10 protein-coding genes are annotated in these 13,689 nt (G+C 36.7%); all 10 read left to right on the top strand.

The window, feature by feature from the left end; translation table 11 throughout:
- Positions 1-17 precede the first annotated feature (17 nt).
- On the top strand, positions 18-353 hold the full coding sequence (locus tag H4J52_RS05845) for a hypothetical protein (RefSeq protein ID WP_182181142.1): 336 nt from the start codon (positions 18-20) through the stop codon (positions 351-353).
- Positions 354-483: 130 nt separating this feature from the next.
- Positions 484-837, top strand: coding sequence for a hypothetical protein (locus H4J52_RS05840; protein ID WP_182181141.1), 354 nt, complete (start codon positions 484-486; stop codon positions 835-837).
- Positions 838-956: 119 nt separating this feature from the next.
- Positions 957-1,289, top strand: a complete 333-nt coding sequence (locus H4J52_RS05835) for a hypothetical protein (RefSeq protein WP_182181140.1) — start codon at positions 957-959, stop codon at positions 1,287-1,289.
- Positions 1,290-2,763: 1,474 nt separating this feature from the next.
- A complete protein-coding gene (locus H4J52_RS05830; protein WP_182224367.1) occupies positions 2,764-10,356 on the top strand; it encodes an FG-GAP-like repeat-containing protein in 7,593 nt (2,530 codons plus the stop codon).
- 2 nt (positions 10,357-10,358) lie between these two features.
- Positions 10,359-10,817, top strand: a complete 459-nt coding sequence (locus H4J52_RS05825) for a hypothetical protein (RefSeq protein ID WP_182224366.1) — start codon at positions 10,359-10,361, stop codon at positions 10,815-10,817.
- Between the two features lie 212 nt (positions 10,818-11,029).
- Positions 11,030-11,359, top strand: a complete 330-nt coding sequence (locus H4J52_RS05820; protein ID WP_182224365.1) for a hypothetical protein — start codon at positions 11,030-11,032, stop codon at positions 11,357-11,359.
- A gap of 142 nt (positions 11,360-11,501) precedes the next feature.
- Entirely contained in the window at positions 11,502-11,810 is a 309-nt protein-coding gene (locus H4J52_RS05815; protein ID WP_259367822.1) for a hypothetical protein, read from the top strand.
- A gap of 123 nt (positions 11,811-11,933) precedes the next feature.
- Positions 11,934-12,290, top strand: a complete 357-nt coding sequence (locus H4J52_RS05810) for a hypothetical protein (RefSeq protein WP_182224363.1) — start codon at positions 11,934-11,936, stop codon at positions 12,288-12,290.
- A gap of 557 nt (positions 12,291-12,847) precedes the next feature.
- Positions 12,848-13,180 carry a hypothetical protein gene (locus H4J52_RS05805; protein WP_182224362.1) on the top strand — a complete coding sequence of 111 codons (333 nt, stop codon included), beginning with the start codon at positions 12,848-12,850 and terminating at the stop codon, positions 13,178-13,180.
- 88 nt (positions 13,181-13,268) lie between these two features.
- Positions 13,269-13,613: a hypothetical protein gene (locus H4J52_RS05800; protein ID WP_182224361.1), complete on the top strand. Its 345-nt coding sequence runs from the start codon at positions 13,269-13,271 to the stop codon at positions 13,611-13,613.
- The last annotated feature ends 76 nt before the right edge of the window (positions 13,614-13,689 follow it).

The following is a 13,689-nucleotide window of genomic DNA, read 5'->3' as shown; positions in this document are numbered from 1 at the left end:
TTTAAAGGAGTTCAAAATTGAGAGTGATACTTTTATCTTTATTTCTTGTTTTTTCAGGTACATCATTAGCTACGGAATTAACTATTTCCAATGCTAAAATTACATCTATCAAGGCTTATGAAACAGCGGATGAATCTATTAATGTATGGTTACATATTAATGGAAATAGTCGCGTAGGTAATAACCCAGACAACTCAGCCGTTACTTGTGAATTATGGACACATGATAAAATTGTTCATTCAACAGCTCTTGCGGCCTTAATGTCAGGGAATAAAGTTGCTGTTACTTACGTAGATCGAGGTGATAAGTCTCATTGGTGCAATGTAAAAAACCTCACTGTATCTGGAAATTAAACATAACAAGGGTTTTCAAAACGGACAAATTACAGCTGGCTATTTGCTCGTACCTCACTTATTTTAGCCAACTGTAATTTTCGCTTAAAACGGCGTTGTGTTTCTTCATCCAACATTTGGTAATTCAAAAATGAAAACTTTATTATTAAACACATTTCTATTTATAAATATTGCAGTTGTTTCATCGACTACATTAGCTGGCTCTGTTAGTAATGCAAAAATAACTCAAATTTATTGTGGTTATTACGATGGAGCAAATATGTGCTCAATATATTTTGATAAAGCTCTCTCAGACTCTCCAACTTGCCACACTAAAAGTAGGAAGCGAATGCAAATTAAAACAGATGATGATACAGGTAAAGCAATACTATCTTTAGCTTTGACAGCTTATAGCACTCAAAATATTGTAGACGCAGGCGGGAAAAATACTTGCACCGTTTGGCCTGATACTGAAGATATGAATGTAATAACAATTAAGCACTAAAACATAACAAGTTGCTCAAACGGAAAAATAACAGTTGGTCATCGCTTCTCTATTATAGCGAACCATTATTTTCCGCTTAGCAAGGCGTTAGACTTTAATCCTAATAATGGAAAGTATATATGAATAAATTTTTTAATTATCTCATTCTCATTTTATGTACTTTTACCATTTCAATTACATATGCTGCCGAGTATGAGAAATCAAGCCGCACGAAAATAATTTGGGTGGGAGCGTATCATTCCAGTTCCGCGAGTGGTGATGTTTTAATAAGAGCTGATAAACCTTCAGCAAGTTGTAGCTCAGGATATTTATTATTAGAAGGTACAGCGGGCTTGAACTCAAGTTTAAGTATTGCAATGTCAGCATTTCATTCTAATTCCAATGTTGAAATACATGCATACACTGGCAAACCTTGGCGAGGTTCGAGTAGCTCAAAATGGTGTATTATTTAAGGTATACATATAGTTAAGTAAATAAAGTCTAACAAGCAAATTAATCATGACAAAAAAAAGTTGGCCGCGCTCGTGTCTCACAGAGTATAGCCAACCATTACTTTCCGCTTTGCAAGGCGTTAACGTTTAAGGAGTTGTGGTGCAAATTGAGATAAACAAACGTAAAGCATTATTTTACGCATTACTAAGTTTATTCATTGAACCTCCTTTAATTGTATATGGCATTTATTGGCTGTATATCGAGAAAATTAGTGTTTCATATTCAATATTATTTATAGCTATTGGTCTTATTATGAGTGTTTACTCATATGCTCAATTCTTAATTGTCAGAAGTACTTGTTTAGGACTTATTTTTACACCTGAAGGATTAATTGATCATTCAACTTTGCCTAATGACATCCTAATTGAATGGTCGGATGTTAAATTAATAAACTGTCCTGATTTGAATCCACCTCCACATTTCTCTATTCACCTAAATGATGACAATAAATTCTTTAGTAACCTTAATTGGTTCTCGAAGTTCTACTTTAAAATAACTAAGATGTGGTAGAAAACACCTATTGTACTAGTTACTGAAAATTTAAGATGTACAACAAAAGCGCTTGATGCCATATTAGAAGAATATTCAAGCTTGTATTTGCAGTAAACCTATTGCAAGGCGTTAAAACGGACATAAAACAGTTGGTTTTTATCACACCGTTCAACATTTTGACCAACTATTTTTTGCCCCTTAATGTGGCGTTATATTCAAAGAGTGTTAATCAAATTAGGTGTAAGTATGAAAAAGCATTATGTGTATTTTTAACTTAAGTATGTTCAAGTCATGCAGTTGCTGATAGTTTAGCTAATGGTGGTGAAGTTCTTGAATTATTTTCTGTTTCAACTTTAGTTGGCTCCGGAAACACAACTAAAGATGAATCTTTTGTTGTTAAAATTTCAGGCGATTGCATTGATGGTTGGGATCATAATCGGAGTTTAAATGGTTATTTTATTGTGAAAAAGTAATCTCCTTTCAACGTTATCTATCTATAAAAATATTTAGTTAGTTGCGATTCATATATAAAAAAAGGATGCGCACGCATCCTTTTTTTATATAAACGCTGACCCAATTTTAAACCGATATAACGGCTATGAAACATTCAGTGAACACGATGGCTGCAATCAACTCTTCATAAAAAATAGTGCAAATAACGTACTGAATATTTATCATTTTGGTTTTGTGATTTTGTTACAAACACCCACTGATGTTATATAGATAATTATGTCTTGTTAATATTTGGTTACATTTCCCTGTTCTTTTTCTTTACTTTAATTTAGACTAGCCGCGTTACAAGGATGCAATTCCCTTAATAGTAAGTGCTACTGGCCTAGGAACTAAGTCTCTAATAACAATAATAATAAACCTTAATAAATCAATTTGAATAAATTTACATTACCGATATGTAGCCTTTGGGAACATATTTCAGGAGTTAGTATGTTTAATAGATTCGTCAAATCTATTGTCTTTTTGTTGTGCCTTTTATCTACAGTAACACAAGCAGGAGATACGCCTTTATATCAGGAGTATCAAGCTTTTGAAGACCCCCAAGGGAATATTTACTTACAGCTCCCAAAGCAGTTTGTTCTCATTCATGCCGATATTTCTATACCTTTATCTGTTTACCCTAATAATGCCTTAGTTAGATTATATGAAGAAAATGGCGTATGGAAAGTAGAAATCCTAACCGAAGCGCAATTTAATGCCTTAACACTAACTCCTTCTGATTATAATATTGAGTATCATGACTTTAGTGGCGATGGCGATCTTGAAGTTGTTTTAAGATCTCAGAACATTCAAAATGACAGCTTTATTTTGTATGGTTTAGAAAATGGGTCAATCTCTTTTAGCGTGCACGGCGTAAACAGAGATGGTGTCGATTTATCAAAAGGTAGTGGTGCCCAATTTATTGACGTAAATGGCGATGGCTACAAAGACATTCAATATCCAAATTACACCTTGCTAGGTGATATTCATAAAAAATTCTTTAATGCCTCACGATACAAAACGAGCCAAGCTGAAATAATAGGCGCTACAGGCGGTAGCTTTAGAGTTGCAGAAGATGGCTCCGCTTCTTATCAAATACCATTGAAATTACCCCAAGGTATTGCGGGTGTTGCTCCACAAATGGCGTTTAGTTACTCATCTAACGGTGGTAACAGTAATTTAGGTCGAGGTTGGTCACTTTCTGGTTTAACAAGCATTAGCCGTTGCCCTAAAAATTATGCCCAAGACGGATATATTGCCGGAGTTAACTTATCGATTGTCGATGAATATTGTTACAACGGCCAGCGTTTAATCAAAGTAAGCGGTACGCATGGGCAAACCAATGCTGTATACCATACTGAATTTGCAGACTTTAGTGTTATTACTATCACCAGCTCCAATACCCAAGGCGCAACAGGGTTTGAAGTAGAAACTAAGTCAGGTGAAACACATTACTTTGGTACTAATACTGTAAATGCTAACGCTGCTGCTTATGTTGGCAGCATATCTTCACCGAGTGCTTACTTAATTGCCGCTATTCAAGACATTAAAGCAAACCAAATAAGTTACAACTACTCGCACGCCAACGCACTCGATGTTAGCGACACAGAGGTAGACGAAGTTAACTTAGACACAATTACTTGGGGAGCAACAGCCGCACCAAACGAGCTAAAAGTAAATTATATTCCTAACCCTAGACCTCATTATGGTTATAGATATGGCCGACAATTCGCGCAAACGAAATACATAAATAATGTCGAATTAACACAATCAGGAACACTTATTCGCCGTTATAACATTACATGGGATAACGGAATTGTAGATGAAGATGTCACCCCAACTGAAGAAAATATAAGCCGTGTCACAGATATTCAAGAATGTTTAGTTGAAAATACAACTGAACAGTGCCTCACTGCTTCGAGTTTTAATTGGAGCAGTACACAAACGGGCACAAGAGAAAAACAAGTGTGTGAAGCGTGGTTTGACGAAGACATTGACAACACATCTTATTATGGTAAACCGAAAGGGCATCAAATTTGTAAAAAATGGAAAACAATCATCCAAACTGCAAATTTCGAACCTTTTGGTGATGTTAAAAATATTAGCTTTGATAGTGACTTTAGAAATTCTGAAACAAACCTTACCGCAGATGCAAATGGCGATGGTCTGAGCGATATCTATTATGTTGATGACGGTAAATGGGCAATAGCTATTATGTCTGCTACAGGAGAAGGCGATAATAGAATTATTTATAAAACCTCTGACTCACATCGAAGTACTTTTAGTAAAGGAAGCTCTGACTACGCTAGAGTTGTTGATATTGATGGCGATGGTCGAATGGAAGTTATTTATCCACATGACAAAAAATGGTACAAGCTCGCTTTATCAGCAGATAATAAACTAACCAATACATATATCAATAGCTATAGGGATGATGACCATAAAAACACTTTATTGCTTGATGTCGACGGTAATGGCTTTATTGATATGGTTACCAAAAAAGAGACCGGTTTGTTGGTTTATTACAATTTTGGTGGTTACATAAGTCCTTTTTACAAAAAATTAATCACTAATAGCATGGTGACTAATAACCTAGGCGGCAATGCCTCAAAAGTTCATTTACAAACCCCCGCGCTTAAAAATGCTGCATTTTTAGACCTAAACGGCGACGGTATTTCAGACCTGATATCAAAGGGCTCGGTTTCAAAATATTATTGTGAAAAGTTAATTGGCACTGCTCCTACACCTAAAATTAGCAATGTCGGTCATTGGGAAATTGTTTATCATAGCTACGTACGTTCTGAAACCAAAGCCTATTGTGATCCACTTATAGCAAAAAATGAACAAACTTACCGCAATCGATCAACTTCATTAACCATACCTGTAGCTTTAATGGGGACGGTAAATAGTAGCGGTACGCCTAATTATGAGTCGGCATATCCACTAAACTTTTTAGCTTTCGTTGATGTGGAAGAAGATATTCGCATTGCTGATTTTAACGGTGACGGTTTAAGTGATGTTTTATATCGAGTAAACAGTAAGTGGCATGTAGGAATATCGAAAGGCGATGGCAAATTTATCACTAATGCTATTCCAACGAATGTTTTAAATGCATCAGATGCTGATATCTATGGTTATCATCGTTTTGCTGATATTAATGGCGACGGTTTAACCGATCTTCTTGCTTACAAAGGCAGCTATTTTGCAGTTTATTTAGCCCAAGCAAATAAGAATAATATTCCCATTTTTACTCAACGCTTAACTATATCGGTAGATGTTGACGATAAAAAACAAATGCACTTCGCAGATTTCGACGGTGATAGTCAGTTAGATATTTTATTTGAGCAAGGCAGCCAAATGAAATACAAGCTAGCTAAAATTCCACAACAACGTAAAAACGTTATTGATGTGGTTACCAGCGGTTTCGGACAAACAACAGAAATTCATTATGGTTTATTGCAAGAAGATAATAATCGTATTCAAACGGGTTCAACCTATTTAGACTCTTTAATTAACATTAGGCGAGATGCGGCCTCAAAATACTATGCTACATATTTTAAAAGTGACTTTGTACAACCAAACTTAGGCCTTTGGGTTGTCTCAAACGTAACCAATATAGGTTACGACTCTTACGGAATATACCAAGACGAGCTAAGCCGAAATAAACCTGTATCTATTAGTTATCAATATTCAGGTATGTTAATGCACAGATTCGGGCGTGGCTCATTAGGATTTGAACAATTAGCCACCATAGATAATACTACAGGCATAAAAACCACCACCAAATATAGCCAAGCTTTTCCGTATGTAGGTATGCCAATATCAACAACACAAAGCTACGACGGAAAGGTATTAAGTGAATCAACAAATACTTTTGCTCCAACTTGGAGCCCGAAATTTGGTCTATTCCCATACATTGACATTGCTACCGATAAAAAGTGGCGCTTATTAACTAACAACACTGTCGCTTTTTCTAGCCATAGCCAATTAGATTCAAATTACGACATCTTCGGGAATCTAACCGGCAGCACTAGCAAGCAATTTGCTAATGCAGGGGGGACTGTTGAGTTAGCGCGTGTTACTACCCGTAATACTTATAATGGTTTAGGTGGCGGAGCAGAAAAAGGGCGATTAGATACTTCATCAGTAACTCATACCCGTGGTAGCGAAAGCAAAACAAGAAGTTCAAGTTTTGGTTATCAAGCTAATGGCATGTTGGCATGGTCAAAAATCGATGGTTTAAAGCAAAAAACAACGTATAAATACAACGCGTTCGGTAGCAAAGAAAAGGTTTGTGTTATTGACGAAAACACCAGTGAATCACGTTGTTCAACAACACTTTGGTCTTCAGATGGCCGTTTTGTTACCGGTGTAGAGAATGCAATAGCGCAAAGTGAACGTTATTTATATAACGGACAATCGGGTAGCGTTAATGGCCGTATTTGGTCAAAAACAACCACAGGCCCTAACCAAATAGCAACAACACAATATTTTGATATTCAAGGCCAATTAGTTAAAGAGCAAAGGGCTGACGGTACAACCAGTTTGATTACTCGCGCATACAGTTCAAGCACTAATCTAGGTAACTGTATTGTTAATACCCAGAAACTTTGCTTTTCTGAAACGACAACCTCAAGTGGTAAACCAAGTTCTACGGTGTGGTACGACGCTTACGGTCGTAAAGTAAAAGCACAAACACAGTCTTTTTCAGGAAACCAATGGTCAAGCCAATATTATACTTTCGATGCACTAGCTCGTGGAAAAACCACCAGTGAAGCATATTTTGAATCGAGCCTTAATGGTTTAGCGCCAACCACAACCCTTGATAAAACCACCTTTTATTATGACGTTTTAGGGCGTGTTACTGAAGAAAAATTACCAGACGGCGCCATTAATAAGCGAAGGTATAACGCCTTAGAAAATAAATACACCGACGGTGAACAAAATACCCGCACCGAAACACTTAACGCTTTAGGGCAGTTAACTAAAGTAACAACACCCGTTCATACCACTATTACGCAAGAAACGGGTGGCGACGAAACAATGTTACAAGCAAAAGATGCCTTTAAGGGAATGTTTAGTGCGCTGTATGTTCCTACTGAACCAACGCCACCAACGACACCACCTACGACAATCACAACGTTTGTCAGGTCTATTACCGACTACCAATACGATGTGTTCGGTAAATTAACCAAAGTCAGTAATTATGCTTCTAACAATACGAGCCAAAAAGTCACTATTCATACGCAATACGACAACGAAGGCCGTAAAACCAGCATGTATGATCCTGACAAAGGGTATTGGCAATATGCTTATAATGCCTTTGGCGAACTTACGGCTCAAACAAGTGCAAATAATTTAACGTCACGTAACTATTACGATGTATTAGGGCGAAAAACTAAATCTACCGAGCAAGCGTTAGGCGGCTATAATGCAACAGTCAGTTGTTTTCATTACGGTACGAGTACAGCCGATAAAAATGTAGGGAAACTCATTAAGCAACAACAGTTTACCAGTAGTAATAGTGCATTAAGTGGCTTTAACTGTGCGTCTAAAATTAATATCACGGCCACGTGGCAGCAAAGTGTTAATTTTGATCAATTAGGCCGTTTGTCTGGCACAACTACAACCTTTGAAGGGAAAAGCTTTTTACAAAGTCAAACGTACGACGCTTATAGCCGAGTAAGTACCCAAACGTTACCCAAAGGGTTAGTTGTAAATACCCAATACCAATATGGTTACTTAAAACGCATCAAACAAGGTAACTTAACGCTACGTGAAATTACCGAAATGGACGCCGCAGGCCGAATAAAAAAGGAAACCATTGGTAAAGGTATCCGTAAAACCAACGGTTATGACGAAATAGGCCGAGTATCTAATATAAGTTTAACCAAGTCGGGTGGACAAATACTACATAACTTAAGTTACGACTACGACTATGTAGGCAACTTAACCGAGCGTAATCAAAATTATGCAGGCAGTATTAACTTTAGTGAAAACTTTGAATACGACAGTATTAACCGCGTAAAAGAAAGAAACATTGATTACAGTAATATTGATGTAAGCCAACTTGACGAAGCGTTTGCCTACCAGCAAAACTATGAATACGACTTTATTGGCAATATTACCCGTAAATACAGTAGTGAATTAGTTCGTTTTGGCGAAATTATAGACCCAAGGCCACCAGTTTTTACGCCTGGTAACCATTGGCCTATTAGTGGTGGAGAAAGAGAAGAAGTAAACCATGCAAATAATTATACCTATAATTATCAGTGGCAAACCCATAGCGACAGCACGCGCGCTTACCCGTTAAAACGCCGTGGTTTACATAATATTCAAAAAGGCAGTAACACCAGTTACCGCAACTATAGTTACGATGCTAACGGTAATGTAACCAGTGATGGTAGCAGAGACTATGATTACACACCGTTCGACAAACCTTGGCAAATTACCAGCGGCGTGCAAAGTAGTAAATTTAAATACGCGAACCGTAGCCGTTATTTGCGTGAAGATAAAATTCAAGAAAAAAATCCAAGTGGCATTAACTACTCAGGGTTAACACAATATAAAACCCATTATGTTGGCGCTTACGAGCGCATAGAACGCACCGGTGGTGCAGGCAGCAAAGTTGAACATAAATACCAAATAGCGGGGGCAGTATTAACCCGTAAAGAAGGTGAAACAACCTTTAGTACGCTCTTTGCGCATACCGACTACCAAGGCTCTGCTATTACCATTACCGACGAAAACGGACAAATGGCTGAGCAGTTTATTTATGACCCTTGGGGCAAGAAAACCAAGGTGATTATAAATAACAATGTGGGTAGTTTGGTGGGTAACTTAACGCGAGGTTCCGCAACTACGCGTGGTTATACTGGGCATGAGGGGATTGACCACTTTGATTTGATTCATATGAATGGTCGGGTTTATGATGCTGAGGTAGGGCGGTTCTTGCAGGCTGATCCGTTTATTCAATTTCCGAATAACAGCCAAAGTTATAATCGTTATGCGTATGTGTTGAATAATCCAATGAGTTATACAGATCCGAGTGGGTATTTTTCATGGAATCCTTTAAAGCGTGCTAAGAAGCTTTTACGGTCAATTGCTAAAATACCTATTTTGAATGCAGCTGTGCAAGTGGCAATAGCATATGCTTGTGGACCAGCAGCTGCTCAGTGTTTAGCTGCTTATAGTTCAGCAAGTACTTATGCTGTTACAGGTGACCTTGGCGCATCTTTAAAAGCAGGAGCTATTGCTTATGTATCTGCTAAGGCTTTTCAGAAAATAGGTAATCATTATAAAGGTAGCACAGGAACGATTGATTTTGGTGGGAATATGCTCACATCAGGCCAAGTCGCAGGGCAAATTACTGCACATGCAATAACTGGTGGTGTTATCGCTAAAGTGAGTGGCGGTAATTTTGGTCATGGTTTCTTTAGTGCAGGGGTTACCAAAGGGATTGGTGGTGCATACTTACCTGGGGGGAGTAACCTTTCAGGTGGAGATATTGCATATGGCACTGCAGTTTCTGCTGTCATTGGAGGTACGGCTTCTGTAATTTCTGGTGGGAAGTTTGCTAATGGTGCTAAAACCGCAGCATTTCAATATATGTTTAATCAGGCTGCTATAGGCCATGCAGCTAGAATTAAACGAAATTTTGAAAAACGTATGCAGAAAATGCTAAAAGTTGGTCATGCAGGTGTTGGTCATGAGCTAACATATAAAGAGTCTAGATGGTGGTGGAGAAATGCAAATGGGAAAACTCTTACCGTGGACGGTAGAGAGTTAACACCAATAGTAGTTTTTGGTCATAAAATGGTATCTCCTTTTCCAAATTTAGGGAACTTAAAAGTATTTGGGCATATAGGCATAGCACCTAATGGGCGGATTTATGATGATTTTTATGATTTTGATATTCACGATAACCCCAACAATGAATTTGTAACGGGTATACGGAACTGGTTAAACCAACAGGCTATATCCCAGCATGGGGCAGGTACACCGTTTGGTATAAACATTAGATATGAAGATAAGTATTTTTAATTATGAAAACATTTAAAAGAAATATATTAATATTTTTATCATTACTAATTATTTTTTATATTATTAAAGCATCTTTGACTGATGATTATGAATTTATCAGAAATAGAACAGATGATTTTTATATATCGAAAGGTGATAATGTGATTGTAAAACCAAGTATTATTAGTTTTGATATTGTTGATAACTATGTCGTAGGATTAAGGCTTCCTTCAATCCATTACAGGTGTTTAGATGGAGATTCTTATAATATTAAACTTTCAAATAACAAAGGTTATTTTATTTTAGATAAAATAACCGGTGTAGTAGCTTATTTTTCATTAAAGGAGGTGTTTTTAAATGAAATGGATAAACGTCAGATAAAAGATAAAGTAAACTTAAACTACGGTAAGTTTTCACAAATATGGAATAAGTACAGCCAATCATATACTAATATAGACTATTCAACTTGCACGAAACAATAAAAAGGGACACCCCAAAATTAGACTCAAAAAGAATAACTGGGGTCAGTGTAAAGTTATATCTGTTCTATACTGAAAAATAAAAGGGGTCGGTGACACATGAGATTGATTCTCATTTGGTTCAACCGATAATAGAGCAAATAGCTAGCTAAATAAGGCTATATAAATAGCTTTATTTGTTATTAAAAATTTACAGGTAAATCTATTAGGAATATATGAAGAAATTTATTTTAGGGATCGTATTACTGCTTGGGATAAACCATGTTGAAGCTGCCGAGGCAAGCCAAGCCACCACAATTTCTAGGTTCATTTCATACAATCAATTTGGTGGTGGCGATGTGGTTTTTCGTATTGCAAACCCAACGGCTAACTGTTACGGATATTGGATAAGCAAGAGCGATGCTGGTTTTAATGCGAATCTCAGCCTCATTCTTGCCGCTTACCAAGCTAAAACTAAAATCAAAGCCTATGGACATACAGATAAAAAGTGGGCAGGCAGTGGCAATTTTTGGTGTAAATTATATGCAATAGAATACCCAGGGTAATAATGAGAAAAAACAACTCAAACACCTATGGCGGTATATTATGGAAACCTCACTTCTTTTCATGAAACCTCAAAAATATAATACAGCGCCAAGCCCTTATTACATCACGTTATTGAAGTAAATCAGAAATATGGAGCTAAATTTGAAAAAAATAATATTGATAATGTTAATTATGTTGTCATTAAATGCGCAGGCTTTAGAAAGTATCGTCGGTAAAGTAACGCTCGTTGAAGCGACATATTTACCTGGCTCAATCTCATTTTATATGGACACTGGAAATGCTACATGCCCTAAAGGGAAGTGGTTTAAGTGGTCTAAAAATGAAGAGAATAATAAAATTGTTTATTCAACGCTGATGACAGCACTTGTTAGTGGAAAAAAAGTGCGTCTTTATATAAATGATAACGACACTTCCTGCAAAGGACAGTTTCTACATATTTTAGCTGGTTAACGTCATCAAAAAAATAGAAAAAATAGCAGACACCCACCCAAATACGGTTATAAAAACAACCGTATTTTAAATAATAAAATAAGACTATGTATCTTATTATTGAATAGAATATAAAGGACTAACATGAACAAATTATCAATTGCCTGCTTGTTAATAACAGGAGTCGCTAGCGCACAAGCAAATGCAGCTTATGTTTGTACTGGCAATGTTAAAGGGGTAAGTATTAACCCCAAAAACGGAGATTTATTGGCTGAATCAATAGGCCCTTTAGTGTGGCCAAAACTATGTAATTTAGAAACTGAAATATCCAGTGTCAGCCCTGAAACCTGTAAAATAATTTATAGCACTTTATTAACCGCTCAAACGGCTAACAAGAAAGTAACGCTATGGTTCAACGATGGTAAAGATTGTACTGCAGCTAGTCATCCTGCTTGGCATGACTTAACCGGCTGGTATTTTGGCCCGAAGATCTCAGATTGAAAACAATCAAAATCAAAATTAAAGTTAAAGTTAATGATTTTTCGCCTCTTAACTTGGCGTACATATCAATAAATAATATTTCGAAATAATTAAGGCAAATAATGTTTAAATTTAAACTAATTGTGTTGGCGGTGTTAGCTAACAGGGTTTGATGTTCTGGCAGACAAAACGAGTGCTACGGGTAACCTTATAACTAACGTTCGATTTGACGGCGCTGCCAAGCACTTATATTTCGAAACAGATGGGAAATGGAATGCTGAAGGCTGTGATCCAATCTATGTTTGGGTGCTTCCATCTTTACTCGGACAGAAAGAAATTTTATCAATCGGCTTAGCAGCAAAAATGGCCAATAAGAAAGTTTGGTTTTCTGGTGAATGCCACACTGAAGTAATTATTTTAAGGCAACTTACATTACCATTTTGTAATAGTTGAATTCTAAATATATATAGAAATCACTCAAAAGTACTAAATGCAGCGGGCTGTTTTGTTTTACCTGCATTTTAAACTGTAATCATTCGTCTTTTAATGGACTGATAGATAATAATTTAAGGAATATTATGCGTTTCATCAAAATTTTAGTGGGTTGTACATCAGTTTTGTTATCCAGCTCATTGGTAGCTGGTTCACATTATGCTAGTGGGAAAATTACTTCATTACTAGCATCGGCAACTGATCCTGCAATTAGATTAACAGGAAATATTTCTCCTGATAATTGTGATGCAGGTGTTTATGGTTGGATTGCTTTCTCTGGTTCTGCAGAAGAACGGAATATAGTGTATTCGAGTGCACTTGCTTTGTCTTTGTCAGGGAAAAAGGTGACGATTTACACAAATAATGATGGGAAGAGATGCCGAATAACTAACATACAAGTTACCAGTGGATTAAATTAGAGAACAAGTGAAGGCTAAGTTCTTTTTTACTGAATTTAAAATGAATTATTGTCTATTAATTAGGCGATACATTTAAAGTGGATTGTTTATGAATATAATCAAGATTGTTGTGTTAATGAGTTTGTTTGGCGTATCTGCGAAGGGCATGTCCGCTGATATTGGGCATGGAACTATTAAGGGCATTAAAGTATATGATTTCTCAAACTCCAAGGTAACAAGAATATATTTGAATGATGATGCGACACGTCAAATAGAAGAAAATTGCAAGGGAGTTGCTGATATTACACATAGTGCTCACGATGAAGCCACATCACAAAAAATGCTGAGTGTTGCACTATCAGCCTATATGGCAGGAAAAAAAGTAAGACTATATTCTGAAGTAACAGGAAGTTGTGAAGTGAGCTTGATTTCTGTTCAAGAGTCATACTTTTAATTATGTATAGTTTGGAGCTAACAAAAATACCAGCCTTCGCTCAAAGACATCAAGGCTGGTATTTTGGCCCGAAGCT

The organism is Colwellia sp. MB02u-14, from assembly GCF_014076915.1.
Classification (GTDB): domain Bacteria; phylum Pseudomonadota; class Gammaproteobacteria; order Enterobacterales; family Alteromonadaceae; genus Colwellia_A.
The sequence above is the reverse complement of the archived record's forward strand: the minus strand, read 5'-3'. Positions and strand labels throughout refer to the sequence as shown.

Excerpts from the sequence above, each read along its gene's own strand:
- H4J52_RS05810 (WP_182224363.1), top strand. The coding sequence starts at position 11,934 with ATGAACAAATTATCAATTGCCTGCTTGTTAATAACAGGAGTCGCTAGC.
- H4J52_RS05820 (WP_182224365.1), top strand. The coding sequence starts at position 11,030 with ATGAAGAAATTTATTTTAGGGATCGTATTACTGCTTGGGATAAACCAT.
- H4J52_RS05830 (WP_182224367.1), top strand. The coding sequence starts at position 2,764 with ATGTTTAATAGATTCGTCAAATCTATTGTCTTTTTGTTGTGCCTTTTA.
- H4J52_RS05840 (WP_182181141.1), top strand. The coding sequence starts at position 484 with ATGAAAACTTTATTATTAAACACATTTCTATTTATAAATATTGCAGTT.
- H4J52_RS05805 (WP_182224362.1), top strand. The coding sequence starts at position 12,848 with ATGCGTTTCATCAAAATTTTAGTGGGTTGTACATCAGTTTTGTTATCC.
- H4J52_RS05835 (WP_182181140.1), top strand. The coding sequence starts at position 957 with ATGAATAAATTTTTTAATTATCTCATTCTCATTTTATGTACTTTTACC.
- H4J52_RS05825 (WP_182224366.1), top strand. The coding sequence starts at position 10,359 with ATGAAAACATTTAAAAGAAATATATTAATATTTTTATCATTACTAATT.
- H4J52_RS05800 (WP_182224361.1), top strand. The coding sequence starts at position 13,269 with ATGAATATAATCAAGATTGTTGTGTTAATGAGTTTGTTTGGCGTATCT.